The sequence below is a fragment of the Grimontia hollisae CIP 101886 genome (assembly GCF_000176515.1).
GTDB lineage: Bacteria > Pseudomonadota > Gammaproteobacteria > Enterobacterales > Vibrionaceae > Enterovibrio > Enterovibrio hollisae.
Genome location: NZ_ADAQ01000012.1, coordinates 422,862 through 441,543, shown reverse-complemented (window position 1 = coordinate 441,543; position 18,682 = coordinate 422,862). Strand labels below are relative to the sequence as shown.

Sequence of the window (18,682 nt, the reverse complement as noted above, 5' to 3'; positions counted from 1 at the left end):
TCGGCAATATCCAACGCTTTCCGACCGTTCAGCAGTTCGCGTCTTATTCCCGTTTAATTAAATGCAAAGCTGAATCCGCGGGAAAGCAATATGGAACCTGCGGCAATAAGATCGGCAACGCACACCTTAAATGGGCCTTCTCCGAAGCTGCTGTCCTTTACCTTCGAGGCAATGAAAAAGCGAAGAAATACCTCACACGTTTACAAAAACGCATGAGCAAAGCCAAAGCCTTGTCTGCACTCGCCCACAAGCTGGGGCGCTGTGTTTACTTTATGTTGAGGAATAAAACCGTGTTTGATGAACAGAAGTTCTTACCTGAATAAGTCGCACAATGGGGTGAGCTGAACGTCTAACTGGTGCTGAGAAGGAGCACGTTGCTGACTGAGTTCACTGGGCATTAAGCCCTCATGGCCTGCTGTGCCAACGGTTGTCCAAGCCCCTTTGCTTTGATTAGCCGCCCCATTGTTGCGCCCCCAAACGAACAACAAAGTTGCTTACACCCAACCTGAGCCTGAAGATAACTGGAAAACCATTGTTTAGCCTTCTTTTTGAATAGTGCCAGCTTGGGTTAACCGAATAATGTCTAATGGCCCTGTCACACGACTGGCAGGCAGCGCTGAGACCGCAGTAAGAGACCTTCTATATGTGTTTGCCGTAAGCGACGACTTAACGGCGAAAGCGACAGAACGAAGTAGACAGATTTGTTGTTCGAGAGCATTGGCTGCTGGCGCAGCCAAAAGAATACTATTGCCTATTGACCGAAGAAGGGCTCATATGTGTTATGTTTGTTGTTAACGTCGCTTGCCTAACGATGGTAAACCACCTGGGACCTCATTAGGGTGACTGTCGTAACCCACCACGCACGGGTTCTTTTTGTTCTTTTTTTTAAACGCCCTGAAACGGAAAATTTCGGCTTCTGAAGGTTTACGCTTATGAATTTCCGAATAGTGTAACTTCAAAGCCTCCAAGCTACCTTTCAGCGCTGAGCCACATGCTGGGCAATCAGCAATACTACTCAATGATCTATTTTTACGCATACTGCAGCCTATCTCTATACCAAACATCTATTTTACTTAATCAGTTGATATATTGAAGAAAAACATAACGCCCAATTAAGGTGTGAAGCACGCTACCACAACACTCAATTTGATCGCCATAAACACTAAATTAGACCCAAACCAAAAATGCCAAGCGTGCTGAATCACTCTTAAATTGTTTGATACTCATTGAGCCTTCTCCTCCAGCTTAACCCTCAGGCTAAGCTGGAAGGCGACAAAACCAAAAAGGAGAAGACTCAATGAGATTTTATAACCAACTGCACGATTATTACTGCGGGATCGATCTGCATGCGCGCATTCTTTATGTAACCCTCCCCGAAAAGCGGGTCATTAGCAATTAGAGTTTTTCCGTTTACACTGAAACGAACGGAGAACGTCTGATGAAAAAATCACGCTACACGGAATCGCAAATCGTCAAGATCCTCAAAGAAGTGGAAGCGGGTCGAAAAGTGAACGAAGTCTGCCGTGAATACGGCATTTCCGATGCAACTTACTACAACTGGAAATCCAAGTACGGCGGCATGGAAGCTTCTGATGTTAAACGACTGAAAGAGCTAGAAGACGAAAACCGAAGGCTCAAACAGATGTTTGCAGATCTCAGCCTCGAGCATCGTATTGTCAAAGATATCTTAGAAAAAAAGCTGTAACGCCAGCGGTTAAACGTGAACTTGTGGAATACGTTCGGCAACACTTTCAGGCCAGCTTAAGGATGGCCTGCCGCGTGGTTGGCATCAGTGATTCAGTGTATCGGTATCGTCCTGACCCGCATCGTGATGATGAAGTCATTGCCAAGCTGCAGGAAGCGGTAGAACGTTACCCTGCGTATGGTTTTGGAAAGCTCTTCAAAGTCCTTAAACGTTGGGGGCACGCATGGAACCACAAGCGGGTATATCGCGTGTATTGCTCTCTAAAACTCAATTTGAGGCGAAAGGGTAAGAAGCGCCTTCCCAAGCGTGAGCCAGCGCCGCTTTGTTGTCCTGATTGGGCGAACAGTTGTTGGTCTATCGACTTTATGAGCGATGCCCTTGTCTGTGGCCGGCGTTTTCGCACCTTCAACGTTGTTGATGACTTCAATCGAGAAGTGTTGGCCATTGAAGTGGACTTGAATCTCCCCGCACCGAGAGTTATCCGAGTCCTAGAGCGTATTATTGCTTGGCGCGGTGCTCCCCAGAAACTACGCATGGACAACGGCCCTGAGTTTGTCTCAACGGCATTGGCCGAGTGGGCGGAAGAGAACCGCGTTGAGCTTGAATTTATCCGACCAGGCAAGCCAACAGAAAACTCGTACATTGAACGTTTTAACCGAACCTATCGAACTGAAGTTCTCGACATGTATGTCTTTAAAACGCTGTCCGAAGTCCGAGAAATCACCGAAAACTGGATGAAGGAATACAACAACGAGAGACCGCATGACTCTCTCAATGACCTAACCCCTTGGGAATATCTGGCTAAGTATGAAAGCAGGAAAAGCTCTAATTTAGACTGTCACTAAAATGGGGAGGGTTACAGCTACCACAACACTCAATTTGATCGCCATAAACACTAAATTAGACCCAAACCAAAAATGCCAAGCGTGCTGAATCACTCTTAAATTGTTTGATACTCATTGAGCCTTCTCCTCCAGCTTAACCCTCAGGCTAAGCTGGAAGGCGACAAAACCAAAAAGGAGAAGACTCAATGAGATTTTATAACCAACAGCACGATTATTACTGCGGGATCGATCTGCATGCGCGCATTCTTTACGTCTGTATCGTTGATTCTGCGGGCAACACCGTGCTTCATAAAAAAATTGACGCCAACCCTGACGCACTCTTAGACGTTCTTGCGCCCTTTCAAGACCAAATTGTTGTCGGCGTCGAGTGTATGCATTGCTGGTATTGGGTCAGTGACCTTTGCCTCGATTACGCCTTTGACTTTGTGCTCGGCCATGCCTTGTACATGAAAGCCATTCACGGCGGCAAAACCAAAAACGACCGCATTGATTCCTATAAGATTGCTTCTCTTCTCAGGGGCGGTAACTTTCCGCTGGCTTATGTCTATCCAAAAGCTATGCGGGCGACTCGCGATTTACTTCGCCGTCGAACCAAAATCATGCGTCATGGTGCGGATTTGAAAGCTCATGTCTCCAACACCTTCAGTCAGTACAATCATTCTGCACCTAACCTTCAACTGCGCTACCCCTACGCCAGAGAGGAGGTTCGTAACCGCTTCAACGAACCAGCAATAAACCGCAATCTCGATATCGATTTGAACGTGATTGCTTTCTACACCAAAGAACTTGCGAGCGTTGAACACTTTATCGAGCAGAACGCCAAACAACACAATCCGCAAGATTACCAACTGCTGCAAACCGTTCCTGGCATTGGCCGTATTCTGGCGCTGACCATTCTTTACGAAATCGGCAATATCCAACGCTTTCCGACCGTTCAGCAGTTCGCGTCTTATTCCCGTTTAATTAAATGCAAAGCTGAATCCGCGGGAAAGCAATATGGAACCTGCGGCAATAAGATCGGCAACGCACACCTTAAATGGGCCTTCTCCGAAGCTGCTGTCCTTTACCTTCGTGGCAATAAAAAGGCCAAGAAATACCTAAACCGATTACAAAAGCGGATGAGCAAAGCCAAAGCCTTGTCTGCACTCGCTCACAAGCTGGGGCGCTGTGTTTACTTTATGTTGAGGAACAAAACCGTGTTTGATGAACACAAGTTCTTACCCGAATAAGTCGCACAATGGGGTGAGCTGAACGTCTAACTGGTGCTGAGAATGAGCACACTGCTGACTGAGTTCACTGGGCATTAAGCCCTCATGGCCTGCTGTGCCAACGGTTGTCCAAGCCCCTTTGCTTTGATTAGCCGCCCCATTGTTGCGCCCCCAAACGAACAACAAAGTTGCTTACACCCAACCTGAGCCTGAAGATAACTGGAAAACCATTGTTTAGCCTTCTTTTTGAATAGTGCCAGCTTGGGTTAACCGAATAATGTCTAATGGCCCTGTCACACGACTGGCAGGCAGCGCTGAGACCGCAGTAAGAGACCTTCTATATGTGTTTGCCGTAAGCAACGACTTAACGGCGAAAGTGACAGAACGAAGTAGACAGCTTTGTTGTTCGAGAGCATTGGCTGCTGGCGCAGCCAAAAGAATACTATTGCCTATTGACCGGAGAAGGGCTCATATGTGTTATGTTCGTAGCTTTTGTAGTCCTCGAACTGCCCTCTTAGTCGACTCTACCAAGTCAGCCCGTTTCAATTTTTCTCGAATTACCAATGCTTCTATGAACTGTTGCTCTGCCAGTTTATAGTTGCCAACCTCAACGTTCAATTTACCCAAATGCTGCAAGCTAAAACTCAAAGAAAGCTCACAAGCAAAGTCCTGGCTTTTTAAGAATGCTTTTTCAGCGCCAATCATGTCACCTGAATATTGCAGAGCCATACCTGAAACATGGGTTGACCAGAACTTGTTCTTAACGCTAAACGTTGAAGTATGCACTTTGGAAGCTATCCGATAAGCTAACCTACAAAGCCCAATGATTCGTAAACAATCGGCTATCAAGATTAGCTGCCATTCTAGCTTCTCTTTTTTGTTTGAAAGCTTGAATACGAGGGCTTTATACAGATTTACAACAAGTTTCTGAAAAACGCCAAAAGTTACCCTGTCCCTTTGATATTCCACCATGTCCTCCAAGAACATAACGTCGCAATAACGGGCGCTTACCAAACCGCCCAAAACTGCTTTAATCCTTTGTATTCACAACACTTTGAAAAGCTGCCGCATTGACAAAGCGTCCCTGTTTATAGCCTTGTTATACGCTACAAAAAGATGTTCGCGGCTTGCCGCCAACACCCTTTTGAACAAAGCATTTTGACTTAAATTCAAACGAAACTGCTTCAGCAAACCACCAAGAAAAAGCCTTTTCGTTTGAAATCAACGTAGAAACCTGAGAAACAAACACTTTAACCAAACCGCCAGATGCCAATTCAAAGCAAAACAAATTTAAACCACCTGCTATGGAAAACGGGTTTAGCTTGCCAAACCTCGGACTGAGTAAACACAAAAAGATTAAGCGATATAACGAATGACATGGATTCCCCCTCACGAGGATTTGCCACACTTAGGTGTCGCACTACATACCGGAGGTAACCATGTCTTCTCATTTCTTTTGTGGCGTTGACCTCGCCAAACACCACTTTTCTCTGCACGCTGTCGATGACCGCGGAAAGGTCATTCTCCATAAGTCCGTTTCACGCGCTAAATTACTGACTACATTAGCAAATATGCCACCTATGCGTATAGGCATTGAAGCGTGCAGTGGGGCACATTATTGGGCGAGAGAGTTCATCAAGTTAGGGCATGATGCCCGTGTCATGGCCGCCAAATATGTCGGCCCTTACCGCACCAAAGGCAAAAATGACCTTAACGATGCCATCGCCATTTGTGAAGCCGTTCAACGACCCAACACCCGTTTTGTACCCGTCAAATCACCTGAGCGGCAAGCCATTCTTTCCATTCACCGTATGCGCGAGCATTGGGTGCAGGAGCGCACCGCGCTCATTAATCGCATTCGTGCCCTGCTCGCTGAGTTTGGGATTGTTATCCCTACCGGACGCCACGCAATTCAGCGTGATGTTCCGCTTATTCTCGAAGCGGCGGATTACGGACTGCCTGATATTGCTCGCGCTGTGCTCGGCGATAGTTTTGAGCATCTACAAGTACTCAACCAACGTATCGACGACACCGAACTGTGCTTTGACATAGTCACCAAGGCCAGCCCCAATGCACAGCGTATTCTTAAGGTACGAGGCATTGGTCCTCAGACGGCAACCGCCATTATTGCCACCATTGGTAAAGGCGAACAGTTCGACTCCGGCAGAGACTTTGCCGCCTGGCTCGGGCTGGTTCCCAAACAGTATTCAACAGGCGGTAAACCCAGGCTTGGGCGGATAAGTAAACGCGGTGACAAATATCTGCGAACTCTCTTAGTGCATGGCGCAAGAGCGGTCATCACTAACCTTGGGGAGAAACAGGACAGGCTCAGTGTCTGGGGGCGGAACATTCTTGAACGAAGGGGAATGAACCGCGCCATTGTTGCTCTGGCAGCCAAGAACGCCCGTATCATCTGGGCGCTGTTACATAACCAAACCGACTATCAAGACTACGCCGTCTAAGCGAAGGCGGCGCAGAGAAACACACCAACCGGGTCATTGCAGACGCGAGCTGATGAGGAAAGGTGAAGACCATTTGCAGAGAGCCTGTTAATGCGGCGGGTACCATTGATACCTTCTAACGAATAAGGCACTGCAACCGCGCAATGTCATCAGGGCCATGGCGTGAGCCACTGAAAGGCCGAATGTAGAGCGGCAGTCCAAACCTAACTCGAAAAGTGTAGCGGATGTTTGACGAACGGGGGAATCCATGTAGCCCTGTTAAGGTGTGAGCAACGCAATACAGAAGCCGCCGCATACCACCTTAAACACCAAACGCAACGCATTATAAAAATGCCACGCGTTGCGAATCACTCTTAAACAGTTTGATACTCATTGAGCCTTCTCCTCCAACTTAACCGTCCGGCTAAGCTGGAAGGCGACGAAACCAAACGGAGAAGACTCAATGAGATTCTATAACCAACAGCATGATTATTACTGCGGCATCGATCTGCATGCGCGCATTCTTTATGTCTGCATCCTCGATTCTGCGGGCAACAAGCTGCTTCACAAGAAAATCGATGCCAATCCTGACGCGCTTTTAGATGTTATCGCGCCTTACCAAGACCAGATTGTTGTCGGCGTCGAGTGCATGCATTGCTGGTATTGGGTCAGTGACCTATGCCTCGACTACGCCTTTGATTTTGTACTTGGTCACGCGCTTTACATGAAGGCGATTCACGGCGGGAAAACTAAAAACGACCGCATTGATTCCTATAAGATTGCTTCTCTTCTCAGGGGCGGTAACTTCCCACTTGCTTACGTCTACCCCAAAGCCATGCGTGCCACCCGTGACTTACTTCGCCGTCGAACCAAGATCATGCGTCACGGCGCAGACTTAAAAGCGCATGTTTCTAACACTTTCAGTCAATACAATCATCCATCGCCTAACCTTCAGCTGCGCTATCCGTATGCCCGAGAGGAAGTCCGCAACCGATTCGATAAACCTGCCATTAACCGCAACATTGATCTCGATTTGAACGTGATTGCCTTTTACACCAAAGAACTTGCGAGCGTTGAACACTTCATCGAACAGAACGCCAAACAACATAACCCGCAGGATTACCAACTGCTGCAAACCGTCCCTGGCATTGGCCGTATTCTGGCGCTGACCATTCTTTACGAAATCGGCAATATCCAACGCTTTCCGACCGTTCAGCAGTTCGCGTCTTATTCCCGTTTAATTAAATGCAAAGCTGAATCCGCGGGAAAGCAATATGGAACCTGCGGCAATAAGATCGGCAACGCACACCTTAAATGGGCCTTCTCCGAAGCTGCTGTCCTTTACCTTCGTGGCAATGAAAAAGCGAAGAAATACCTCACACGTTTACAAAAACGCATGAGCAAAGCCAAAGCCTTGTCTGCACTCGCCCACAAGCTGGGGCGCTGTGTTTACTTTATGTTGAGGAATAAAACCGTGTTTGATGAACAGAAGTTCTTACCTGAATAAGTCGCACAATGGGGTGAGCTGAACGTCTAACTGGTGCTGAGAAGGAGCACGTTGCTGACTGAGTTCACTGGGCATTAAGCCCTCATGGCCTGCTGTGCCAACGGTTGTCCAAGCCCCTTTGCTTTGATTAGCCGCCCCATTGTTGCGCCCCCAAACGAACAACAAAGTTGCTTACACCCAACCTGAGCCTGAAGATAACTGGAAAACCATTGTTTAGCCTTCTTTTTGAATAGTGCCAGCTTGGGTTAACCGAATAATGTCTAATGGCCCTGTCACACGACTGGCAGGCAGCGCTGAGACCGCAGTAAGAGACCTTCTATATGTGTTTGCCGTAAGCGACGACTTAACGGCGAAAGCGACAGAACGAAGTAGACAGATTTGTTGTTCGAGAGTATTGGCTGCTGGCGCAGCCAAAAGAATGCTATTGCCTATTGACCGGAGAAGGGCTCATATGTGTTATATTTTTAAGGTTGATAGGGCTGATTAAATGCATTACACCAACGTAGATAAGGATCTGAAAATTTTACTTTTTTAGGACTAAACGCATGCTGATCATATGGCCAATAGTTTTTAGCATGGTTTTTCAACCATTCTACTGTATCGGCATATTCATCATGGCTTTGATCTGACAATATTTCTAAGACACTCTGATAACCATGTAAGCCACCACTATCTTCTGGTGGACAAGCCATTTTTCCGTCTAAGCATTGAGGATACGTAGAATCTAACGGCGCTAAAAACATACCAACTAAAGTAATTTCGTGATGCCAACCATCACCAAAGTCATAAATATAATCAATTGTATTACCAAGTGATGTGAAATATTTTTTTGCTGAAAGTTCCCAACCTGCAATTGTACTTTCATCATGCTCTGACTCAGGAAGGCCGATCCTCTTACCTTTTGTCGGACCAGATTTTCTTGGAGAAAATTCATGCAAATGGTAATCAAGCCAGCCCATTGCATCTTGAATGGCAACATGCAATTCCCAGAAATTGTAATGATCTGGCACATCGATTTCTCGCCAAATTTCCGGCTTGCTTCCCGATAGAGAAACTCTGAATCGAAGAATCTTTTGGTGCATAATGATAATCCTGTGAATTCAAATAAAAATATAACAATTTATTAGATCCCAAAGTGGGGTAATTAAACACCCCACTTTGGGATTTTTTGCGCATCTGCCGGACACTTATACTTAGCATAAGCACATGTTTTTAATAGAGTATCATCATACGCCACAAAATCACGACCGAGAAAATACGACAAAATGGGGTATTTCCACACACTTCACGTTTGGCATTGGAAAACCTATGGAAAACTCTCGGGATAAGATGGGTGCCGTTATCTTTCGCTAGCAAGAAATGGGGCATGAACGTACGAGAACAAACCAGCCTGATGATAGAAGGCAATAATGATGTAGATACAGAAAAGCTATTTACGGGAGTTGCTGGGCTTGGAAGCTCTAGGTATGCCAATCATAGTTCATGACTGGCAAGCAGAATAAAATTATCCCTGAACAGAATGGGCTTTTTGGATGGTTTTGTTTTGAGACTCTGTCGCTGCGACAATGACGCGTTTATAAACCCTGCTTTTATCACCCACAGATGCGTTGCGAACAAATCTCGCAAGTGGTGAGGTAGCACTGTTGGCTTTAGAATCAATCATCACGCTTCTCCTGGTGCATGCTAGCACCTACGATTTCTCTTACAACTTCCAAAGTATACGCTGGATCCAAATACGGTTACAAACTGCTCACGTCGCTGTGAAGGCTGTGGGTCGTTCCATCCAGAAGAAAACTCTGGTTATTCTTAAAAATCATATTCATGGCACGTTCAACAAGAGTAATCACCGCCGCTTGGAATAAGTATGAATTGTTACCATTGTAATCTTCAAACTCCTCCCTTAAATCATCGGGATCTAAGCGTAAAACATGCCCACCATCCTCAGTTAAAGCTGCGACCAACTCCTTAGAATACTCAGTTTTGCCTGCGCCTGGAGGTCCACTCATAAACACAGAAACTGGCTGCTGCTCTGGAATGTAGATACTCGTGTCGGTCAGTCTGTGGCAAATCCTAGTACGATTGTTCTTAGCAAAATCCAAGGCCTTTTTCTGAATAGCCAACTCGCTGGGTGAAAGTTCCAATTCATCTTCTCCAGTGGAAAGAAATCGCCTGCAACCCAAAGAGGTACAGGCAATTTTCACGTTGTATCGTTTATACAGCTTTTAGCTAATCAAGTTATTCAAAACGGACTATATCAACCACATCTCTATATATCTGTATCTTCGGAAATTTTGAGCGCATCTTCGATCTCGACACCGAGATAGCGAATGGTGTTATCAAGTTTCACATGCCCTAAAAGTAGCTGTACCGCCCTGATATTTTTTGTTCTCGCATAGATCAGCGTTGCCTTAGTCCTTCGCATGGAGTGGGTTCTATACTGCTCAGCGTCAAGTCCAAGTGTCGTTGCCCACTTTTTTATGATGTGGACGTAGTAGGAATAGTTCACTGGCGCCCCAGTTTTTCTGGGACTGGGAAAGATAAAGTCCTGACTAATGTTGCACCAGTGGTTTTTAGGCTGGTGAAACTGACATTGGCATCACACTGATATCATTCAGCCAGTAAATCAGGAACAGGTGACAGGTTACCACCACAGCAGTCAACAATGCGCGCATCATGGTATACCAAAAAGGATAAACGCCCTTAAACATCAACACCACTTCCAGCAAGAATAGGAGCGCAAAGGAAGCAATCAACATATACAGCGAATAAGGCAGTGGCATCAGCAATGCCCCAACCGCCACCAGCGAGAAGACAATCCCCACTGTTAACCCATTGCTTGGTTTATCCGCCCCGGCACCGCTGATCGCCATTCCCCATACCGCGCCGGAAAGAAACGCCAGAATCATTGCGCTGTAGCTGTTAAAGGCATAAACCAAACCATGCTGCCAGACGTCTGGCCACAATGGTAACAACATACCCAACGCGACAAAGGGGATAAGCCCTAACGCACCATAGATAAGCGCCGTTTTCTTCATTGTCGGTTCCCTCTTTTCCAAGCCAACATTTCCCTTAATACGGGAGGACTTCAGCGTATGTTCAGTCCTGCAGTAAAGGATGTCCTTCCGGCAGCTGCTTGTGAATCCACAGCACCAGTTTGTGCTTCATGTTTGGTCCATCCTCTTTATCCACAGCCAGTGGCACCAGCACTTTATCTTCCACCAACAACCGGTAAATACATTCAATTTTTACCTTATTGGATGTGCCCTCATCAAATGTCGCGAAGCCACGCTTTCGGGCGTACTGCTCACCAATCTGTAGCGCTTTTTTGAGCAACTGGGCCTCATGTTTGATTTTTTTCATGGTGTTACTCCAGCAATTGTTTTCGCCAGCATAGCAGAGAGATTGGAAAACCGGTGTGACCATAACCGAGAGATGATCAAAGAACCCATGACTAATCAGCCCTCTGGCGTCAAAATGAGCGTTTTGTAAACGTGTGCCCCAGCAAATAACACGGGTTATAAATAGTGACAAAACGAAAAAAGGCGGGTAACCCTGCCCGCCTTTCCCCTACCCAAAATAGCGTTACCCACGCTCGGCCGTTATTTTGATCACGTCAACCACCACAGCACTTGCCGCTTTGAGTGATTTCACCGGCAGGTATTCATAGATAGAATGGAAGTTGTGTGCGCCAGTAAAGATATTCGGGCACGGCAAGCCTTTCTGGGAAAGCACTGCACCGTCGTAGCCGCCACGCATTGGAATCGCTTTCATCTCGATGTTATTGCGCGCGTAAGCCAGTTTCGCAATCTCAATCGGGAAGCCTGCGTCACCTTCCAGACTGTTTGCCACGTTCTGGTAGCGGTCTGCCAGTGAGATAGACACCGTACCTTTGCCCCACAGGGTGTCGCAGCTTTCAGCAAGGTTTTTCAGAAAATCCATCCGGGCTTTATAATCGGCTTTAGTAAAGTCGCGGACATCCATTTTCAGCACAGTTTTCGCACTGTTGCCCGACATCTCTTTCACCCAGTAATAGCCTTCTGTTCCTTCGGTGTATTGCGGTGCCTCACCTTCCGGCAGCATGCTGATGAACTTGTGCGCCATCAGCAGCGAGTTTTTCAGTTTGCCTTTGGCTGACATAGGGTGTGCAGACTGACCGGTGAACGTAATCACCACATCACCCGCGTTCCAGTTTTCATGCACGAATTCGCCAATGCCGCAGCAATCAAGCGTATAACCAAAGTCGGCACCGAATGCGTCTACATCAAAGGCTTTCGCACCACGAAGGCCTTGTTCCTCATCCGGCAGGAAAGCCACTTTCACGTCGCCATGTGGGATTTGTGGGTTGGCAACCAGAAAGCTCAACGCATCCATGATCGCGGCAATGGCGGCTTTGTCATCCGCGCCCAGCAGACTGGTACCATCTGTCACCAGAATGTCGTCGCCCACATAATTGGCAAGCTCTGGGAACTCCGCCAGTTTCAGGGTAATGCCCAGCTCTTTGTTCAGGCAGATGTCACCCCCTTGGTAACTGACGATCTGTGCTTTGGTGTCATTGGTTTGCTCGGCGCTGGTATCCAGGTGGGCAAAGAAAGAGACGGTTTTCACCTGCTCTTTCTGCCCTTTGGGCAGGTTTGACGGCAAGGTCGCGGTCAGAATGGCGTTATCGCGCAGCTCAATGTCTACCAGGCCCAGTGCTTCCAGTTCACCTTTCAGCAGGCGCGCCAGTGTCATCTGCCCCTCTGACGATGGCATGATCCCTGCGGCGCCTTTTTCACGACTGGTGGTGGTATTGATGCGGGTATATTGCAAAAAACGATCAACAATATTCATGTTTCTATCCACTTCATATTACTGAGGCTGCGGGTATGACTCCCGCAGCCTCAGAGAATCACTTAACGCTCAGTATTACACCAGGAACTGGGAGCACACCAATGCGGTTGCAAGGCCACCTAACATTGGGATCATGGTGCGTTTTGCCAGCTCGATAGGCGAGACGTTTGCGGTTGCTGCACAGGCAATCACCACGCCCGCTACCGGTGATGCAGAGCGCATGATGCCCGCTGCCAGCTGCATAGGCATCGCAACGTGTGCAGCAGTGGTGCCCACTTGCGCTGCCACATCCGGTGCCAGGTTAGAGAAGCTGAAGAATGACGCATTACCCGAGCCTGAGAGCATGGTAACAACCACGATAATACCCACCAGGATCAGCACCATCGCCATGTAACCCAAGCCCAGATTCGCTGCGCTGCCCAAAAGCAGGTCGATAAAGCCGATGGTGGTCAGGCCGACAACAAACACTTGCGCAGAGATAATCAGGCTTACTACGCTGGAGAAAACATTGCCCATGCCTTCCAGATACACTTTCAGTGACGCTGCAACCTGCTTACCGTCTCGGGTGTAAATGAAATCCGCCACCATAGCAACAAACAGGGCGATGAACATGGCCGTCACCACATCCATGCGCACACTGGTAATCGCAAACTTACTGAAGACCAGTAACAACATCAGCGGCAGAACTGGCAGGATGGCAAACCATGTTGGCGCATCACGCTGCTCTTTGGCGTCAATGTTAAATTCGTGGCTAACACCTTTTTCCGCGTCTTTCTTGTCAAAATAACGCTGGCTGAAGAAGTGCAACACCGCAATCACAATCATGGACACAATAGCGACCGGTAACTGGTAGCTTGCAAAGTAGGTTGCCACATCAACGCCTGAAACCTCTGCTGCTTTGTTTGCCGCAGAAGAGGCTGGGCCCAAGTCCAGACAGCCCGTGGTTGCCACAACTGCAGCGGCGGCTGCCGGGTTACAACCTACGCCTACCAGCACAGGATACATTGCCACCAACAGCAACAGTGCCAGCCCCGTTGCACTCGGGATAAAGATGTTGATCAACTGGCCAATGATGTAGGCCATCGCCAATACCAAGTAAGGGTTTTTAATATGGGAAAGAGGCTTGGTGGCGATTTGGACCATGGCATTGGCAGCACCAATATGACCCATGTATTTGGAAAAGCCGCCAACCGCCATGATGATCAGGCCCAGCTTCGCCAGTGTGGAAGAAGAAAGGACTTTGATGACTTCAAAGAAATCAACAATCAGTGAACCGGTAGGCTTGCCTCCATTGGGAATAAAGTCGGTGGCACCGTCCATCACACCCAATGCAATCATTAACAAGCCAGCAAGAAATAAAACCGCCTGGGTGTTATATTTCTTTACAATGAAATAACCAACGCCAAATATTATTGGCAAGGCAAGAAAAGTAACCATCTAGACCCTCATCTGATACTGCAAAATGAAATCATTTCAAAAAAAATTCATAAAGGCATTGAGACAGCGGTCATCAAGCGAAAAACCAGAGCCTCTAACCCAATGATAAAAAACATTAATTTAACAATAGTTATAGGAAGATCTACATTAAATGCAGACACTTTAATATGCATATTTTCATTGCTATAAAGGGAGTTCAAGAGAATTAGGGTTCCGGTGATATGTTCTGTGATTAGACTAATTGATTTGATAAATAGGTGGACAAATTAATAACTTTCCCATCATTTAATTGATTGAAATCTATTTTTGAAAATGAAAATAATATTAGCAAATGAATAATTGCTCATAATTCATCCTGGTTTTGACTAATACTTAATCTTGTCACACTTATTTGCTCACACATTATTCAATAGAATCAAATACACCTTCTTCCCAAAAAAGTCACTGCGATTGAAACCGTTTTGAGGCATCCCCGGCAAATGAGCGTTATCGCTCAGTGTCATTTTTCGTGTATTTTGCTAAGGTCGGTAAAAACCAAGTAAACGCCCCTTACACACCCCCCTTCTTTCGGGATAAAAAGGAAAACAACAGATTATGGACATCCAACCCCTGCTGCTATTTATCGTGGCTTCCCTCTCCATCAACCTGATCCCGGGTCCTGATGTGGTATACATCGTCTCCAATACCATGACGGGGAAAATGAAGATGGGGCTTCGCGCCGCCATGGGGTTGGGGGTGGGTTACGTTGTTCACACACTGGCAGCGGTGTTTGGCCTTTCGGCGATTATCGTCAATTCCGCCGTTGCCTTTATGGTGGTGAAATACTTAGGCGCAGCCTACTTGCTTTACCTTGGCCTCAGTGCCCTGAGACGCTTTTGGGCAGGCAACTCAAAAATCACTGTCAGTGCCCAGCAGGCACCCACGAAAAATGTGTTCAAACAGGGTGTATTGGTAGCGGTTTTGAACCCCAAAGTGGCCCTGTTTTTTCTCTCCTTCCTGCCACAGTTTATTGACACCACGGCTGCATCGCCAGAATCCCAGCTTCTGCTTCTTGGCATTGTTTTTTGCCTGACAGCCACCTTTTGCAACCTCACTTACGCAATTGCCGGCAGCTGGCTGTTTTCTTCTGCAACCTCAACCCGGTTTTCAAGGGTACTCGAAGGGTCATCCGGTATATTACTGATAGGTTTGGCGGGAAAAATCGCACTGGGGAAAGCGTGATGGCGCAGCCGATTTTTGATTGAAATTCGCCCAAACATCCTGCATCTTCAGATTGTTTTGGTATGATGTTCTGCACTTTTAAAAAATTGCAGGACCCACTGTGAATCACGCCCCCACTAAAATCACCTTCTTTGAATGGCTGACCCCACTTGTCGCATCAGGAAAGAAAACCATCACCATCCGTGATAAGTCTGAAAGTTACTATGTGCCCGGCACCCGTGTGGATGTCCACACGCTGGAGAAAGATGAGTACGTGTGCCAGATTGATATCGTTTCAGTGGAAAAAATTGGATTCGATGACATCAATGAAGAGCACGCCGCGCAGGAGTTTCTCCCACTGGAAGAGTTGAAACCCCTTATCCGCAACATCTATCCAAACGATGACGAGTTTTACGTGATCACCTATACGCTGGTGGCATAAATCAACATGGCCGCAGGAAATCTCGGCCATTTTTCTCCTGTCTGCCGTCAACACACGGAGCGACGGCAGGGCTTCTGGTATCGGTGACCGATTCGGACAACTGTGGTAGTGCCATCGAGGTAAACAGGCAAAAACCCGTCTATTCTTCCAGTATCAAATCTCAGACACATAAACGCCGATGACGTGTTTAAATAGAAAGACCTAAACAAGTGAGAAGCCGTATGACTGATCTTATTCTGCGCTGCGAATGTGGCGAATTAGAAGGCACCTTGAAGCATGTGTCACCGGCATCCGGTAACCACATTGTGTGCTATTGCAATGATTGCCAGGGGTTCGCCAAACACCTTGGTAATGAGCAAAAATGGCTCGATAAATGGGGCGGTACCGATATCTTTCAGCTTGCACCGGCAGCTATCGATATTCACAAAGGCGCGGATCAGTTACGCTGTGTAAGAATGACACCCGGTGGCATCTATCGCTTTTATACGGCCTGCTGCCGCACGCCGATCGCCAATACCATTAGCCGTAAGCATCCTTTCGCTGGGATCCTGACTGCCGCCATCCACGGTGTAAACAAGGAGCAAGCCTTGGGGCCAGTGAAATGTTATGTCATGGGCAAATACGCCAAAGGCAATCCCCCGACTCACCCCCATCCTAAATTTTCCCTGCAGTCTCTGTGGCTGATTATTCGCTTTATGCTGAAAAACAAAATTAAGGGCACGAACGTCCCCACCCCGTTTTTCAATGATGACGGAAAAGCCGTGGCGGCACCGGACCAAAAAGTCATACGTGGGTAAGGTAGCTATTTCACCCGCTTGGGGCGCTGGAGATCGAAGAAATGCTCCACGCGATTTCTTCCACGCTCCTTAGCAAGATAGAGCGCCTGATCGGCTTCTTCGAATAAGTCCCGCGGCGTCATTACACTGGTATCGGGGGAAAGCGAGGCAACGCCAATGCTCATGGTCATTTTGTGACACCACGGGAATTGCTGTGCTTCAAATCGACGGCGAATGCGTTCTGCAATCTCGATAGCATCAGCCCGGTCAAGTTCAGGGCATATCACGACAAACTCATCGCCGCCCCAGCGGCCAATATGGTCATGTTTTCTTAGCTGGGAACGCAAATGCTCCGCTGCCACAACCAACCCCTTGTCACCAGCTCGGTGTCCTTCGGTATCATTCAGGTTTTTAAAGTTATCAAGGTCTACCACCAGCAATGACAACGCCCTTGCGTAACGCTTCGCCCTTTTTACTTCATCCTCAAACCGCTCTTCGATATGACGGCGGTTATATACACCCGTCAGGGCATCATGCATGGAGTCTGATTCCAGGCGTTTAAAATCCGTGATGTCGCGAATAATGGCGATACTGCCCTGATGTTCCTCAAAAGAAAACGAAGAAATAGCAATACTCAGCGGCACACGTTTCCCTGACTTGGTTACCCCCTTTATTTCTGTATTACGCCCCCCCATCATCCGTCTTCCACCTTGTTTGACGAACGTTTCCCTGAGATTTTCATGGTACTCTTGCTTGGTCGGTTCAACCAAATCTTCAATTTTAAGCTTTTTCAGTTCAAGCGCACTGTAACCGAAAATGTCTGATGCCATTTGGTTTGAGCGAAGTATATTGCCTTTCGAATCTGAATAGATAAACGCATCCGGTGATGCCTGAAAGATAACGTCAATTTCCCTTGCCCGCATCAGTACCTTTCTGCTAACCACGGAAATGACGATAGCAAAACCGAAGATGATCATAAAAGGAATAGTAATGCTGAGCAGCGTCCACTGCTCGTACCGGGCGTTACTTTGGGAAGCCACCTGATAATGTTCATTTAAATTTGGGATGATATCTATTCTTAGTCGGGACAACGCATCACGGGCGGCCAAGTCATCAACCCTCACAATGGCATCGAGTTTTTTTGCAGACAGTTCAGCATAGTGAGTATAGGCATCGTTTAGCTTTCGGAAATACTCATTCAGGGTACGTTGAACCTGAATCAGGTCCCTCACATCCCGTTCCGGCAAGTCAGACAAGATCAGTCGAACCAATGCATCATTGGTCACCCAGTACGCTTTTGTTGCCTCCCGGAAATAGACTTCATCCCTGCGCAATACATAGTTTTTAAAGTGGTGAATAAAGCCAAGATAACCGAAAGAACGCTCAACAGCAGCAAGATCCATGGCAGTTTGCATCGCCTCCAGCGACTTGTCATTCCAAGACTCGTTAATATATTCTGCGTGTCTAGCCTGCTGGAAGTTATGCAGTACCAGCACCCCCGCCACAATCAGCGTAAGTATCACGAGTAATATATTAACCTTTCTGGGAGACATAACCATGCCGCCATCCTCTTTGAGAATTTAATGTCTCAAAGTTTAGACAAACATAACTATGATGCAGAATAACGTTGAAAATATGTGAATGGATAAGGTTTAAGGTAAAAAATAAAAAAGTGATCAAAACCACTTTTTCCAACAATGTCGCGTTAGGTCGTCTGCAGTTTTTCCTTAACTGCATCCATTCGTTTGTTCCAAAACTCGCGGTATTTAAAGTAACCGTAAGTAGCAACCAGTGAAAAGAACAGGTACGACAGCGCAAAGATGAGTGGTGAGGTAATCAGTTCACGTTCCAAGCTCCACATTACGCCAAACACAGTAATACCCAACTTCGCGGCAAATCCTGAAATGAGCAGAAGGAGTGCCAGTTGAGGGTATTTCGTATGACGGAAGCTCAGCCAGTAACAACAGCCGACAGCCAATGTCGCCAACGAAAAACCCACCATGTAAGAATGGAAGTGATCGCCTGCAAGGATGCCACCGACAACAGAAAGAAAAATAACCACTAAAAAGGCCATTTTTACTCCAATAAGCAAGATTAATGAAAAATTTAAACGTATTTTGTTCAACAGACGTTATTTTTACATATTTTATCGATATGCACCAAAAACAGGACATTACAAACCCGTAACACCACCATGCAACACTAGGTCAATGTAAGAGAAATTTTTTCTGTATATTAATATGTTAAGCCCGATCAGGCACATCACATACTCGTTACTTTATTACTTTTAG

At 47.0% G+C, this 18,682-nt stretch carries 18 protein-coding genes and 1 pseudogene; 8 read left to right on the top strand and 11 right to left on the bottom strand.

Translation table 11 applies throughout. The annotated features are described in order from the left end of the window. The 3 genes from VHA_RS13055 to VHA_RS13040 form a co-directional block, all read left to right on the top strand. Positions 1-323: transposase (locus tag VHA_RS13055; protein WP_040528908.1), on the top strand; the 323-nt coding region annotated here is incomplete at its 5' end. A 1,115-nt stretch (positions 324-1,438) separates the two neighbouring features. Continuing rightward, positions 1,439-2,550, top strand: a protein-coding gene (locus VHA_RS13045; RefSeq protein ID WP_418251476.1) for an IS3 family transposase whose coding sequence is annotated in 2 segments (ribosomal slippage) — positions 1,439-1,691 and positions 1,691-2,550 — 1,113 coding nt in all. Because the reading frame shifts where the segments join, the coding sequence is not laid out codon by codon here. A 185-nt stretch (positions 2,551-2,735) separates the two neighbouring features. Further along, positions 2,736-3,779 (top strand): IS110 family RNA-guided transposase, encoded by a 1,044-nt coding sequence (locus VHA_RS13040; protein WP_005505029.1) that lies wholly within the window; start codon positions 2,736-2,738, stop codon positions 3,777-3,779. 456 nt (positions 3,780-4,235) lie between these two features. On the opposite strand, the gene VHA_RS13035 is transcribed toward VHA_RS13040, so the two are convergent. After that, the gene (locus VHA_RS13035; RefSeq protein WP_040528969.1) at positions 4,236-4,745 is read right to left on the bottom strand and encodes a hypothetical protein; all 510 of its coding nucleotides are present in this window, start codon (positions 4,743-4,745) and stop codon (positions 4,236-4,238) included. Positions 4,746-5,197: 452 nt separating this feature from the next. Here VHA_RS13035 and VHA_RS13030 point away from each other — a divergent pair, with 452 nt between their 5' ends. Further along, complete coding sequence (locus tag VHA_RS13030; protein ID WP_040528373.1) at positions 5,198-6,220, top strand: IS110 family RNA-guided transposase; 1,023 nt, start codon at positions 5,198-5,200, stop codon at positions 6,218-6,220. 442 nt (positions 6,221-6,662) lie between these two features. Further along, positions 6,663-7,706 (top strand): IS110 family RNA-guided transposase, encoded by a 1,044-nt coding sequence (locus VHA_RS13025; RefSeq protein WP_005502324.1) that lies wholly within the window; start codon positions 6,663-6,665, stop codon positions 7,704-7,706. A gap of 464 nt (positions 7,707-8,170) precedes the next feature. Here VHA_RS13025 and VHA_RS13020 read toward each other — a convergent pair whose 3' ends face one another. The 8 genes and pseudogenes from VHA_RS13020 to dcuC form a co-directional block, all read right to left on the bottom strand. Next, on the bottom strand, positions 8,171-8,788 hold the full coding sequence (locus VHA_RS13020) for a plasmid pRiA4b ORF-3 family protein (RefSeq protein ID WP_040528904.1): 618 nt from the start codon (positions 8,786-8,788) through the stop codon (positions 8,171-8,173). A 422-nt stretch (positions 8,789-9,210) separates the two neighbouring features. Further along, positions 9,211-9,369 (bottom strand): hypothetical protein, encoded by a 159-nt coding sequence (locus VHA_RS19045; RefSeq protein WP_005505025.1) that lies wholly within the window; start codon positions 9,367-9,369, stop codon positions 9,211-9,213. Between the two features lie 76 nt (positions 9,370-9,445). Then, a complete protein-coding gene (locus VHA_RS13015) occupies positions 9,446-9,907 on the bottom strand; it encodes a zeta toxin family protein (protein WP_226926492.1) in 462 nt (153 codons plus the stop codon). Positions 9,908-9,972: 65 nt separating this feature from the next. Then, positions 9,973-10,257, bottom strand: a pseudogene (locus tag VHA_RS13010) (tyrosine-type recombinase/integrase); the annotation flags it as partial. Between the two features lie 19 nt (positions 10,258-10,276). Continuing rightward, entirely contained in the window at positions 10,277-10,741 is a 465-nt protein-coding gene (locus VHA_RS13005; RefSeq protein WP_005505024.1) for a DUF3429 domain-containing protein, read from the bottom strand. Between the two features lie 61 nt (positions 10,742-10,802). After that, positions 10,803-11,066 (bottom strand): DUF5062 family protein, encoded by a 264-nt coding sequence (locus tag VHA_RS13000; protein WP_005505023.1) that lies wholly within the window; start codon positions 11,064-11,066, stop codon positions 10,803-10,805. A gap of 222 nt (positions 11,067-11,288) precedes the next feature. Then, complete coding sequence (gene pepT / locus VHA_RS12995) at positions 11,289-12,536, bottom strand: peptidase T (protein ID WP_005505022.1); 1,248 nt, start codon at positions 12,534-12,536, stop codon at positions 11,289-11,291. Positions 12,537-12,611: 75 nt separating this feature from the next. Beyond that, on the bottom strand, positions 12,612-13,973 hold the full coding sequence (gene dcuC / locus VHA_RS12990; RefSeq protein WP_005505021.1) for a C4-dicarboxylate transporter DcuC: 1,362 nt from the start codon (positions 13,971-13,973) through the stop codon (positions 12,612-12,614). A 594-nt stretch (positions 13,974-14,567) separates the two neighbouring features. Between dcuC and VHA_RS12985 the strand changes: the two genes are divergently transcribed. From VHA_RS12985 to VHA_RS12975, 3 genes are all read left to right on the top strand, one after another. After that, positions 14,568-15,194, top strand: coding sequence for a LysE family translocator (locus VHA_RS12985; RefSeq protein WP_005505020.1), 627 nt, complete (start codon positions 14,568-14,570; stop codon positions 15,192-15,194). A gap of 100 nt (positions 15,195-15,294) precedes the next feature. Then, on the top strand, positions 15,295-15,615 hold the full coding sequence (yqfB, locus tag VHA_RS12980) for a N(4)-acetylcytidine aminohydrolase (protein WP_005505019.1): 321 nt from the start codon (positions 15,295-15,297) through the stop codon (positions 15,613-15,615). A 221-nt stretch (positions 15,616-15,836) separates the two neighbouring features. Further along, positions 15,837-16,412, top strand: coding sequence for a DUF6151 family protein (locus VHA_RS12975; RefSeq protein WP_005505013.1), 576 nt, complete (start codon positions 15,837-15,839; stop codon positions 16,410-16,412). Between the two features lie 5 nt (positions 16,413-16,417). On the opposite strand, the gene VHA_RS12970 is transcribed toward VHA_RS12975, so the two are convergent. Next, the gene (locus VHA_RS12970) at positions 16,418-17,914 is read right to left on the bottom strand and encodes a GGDEF domain-containing protein (RefSeq protein ID WP_005505012.1); all 1,497 of its coding nucleotides are present in this window, start codon (positions 17,912-17,914) and stop codon (positions 16,418-16,420) included. A gap of 182 nt (positions 17,915-18,096) precedes the next feature. Further along, positions 18,097-18,465 (bottom strand): hypothetical protein, encoded by a 369-nt coding sequence (locus VHA_RS12965; RefSeq protein WP_005505011.1) that lies wholly within the window; start codon positions 18,463-18,465, stop codon positions 18,097-18,099. Positions 18,466-18,682 lie beyond the last annotated feature (217 nt).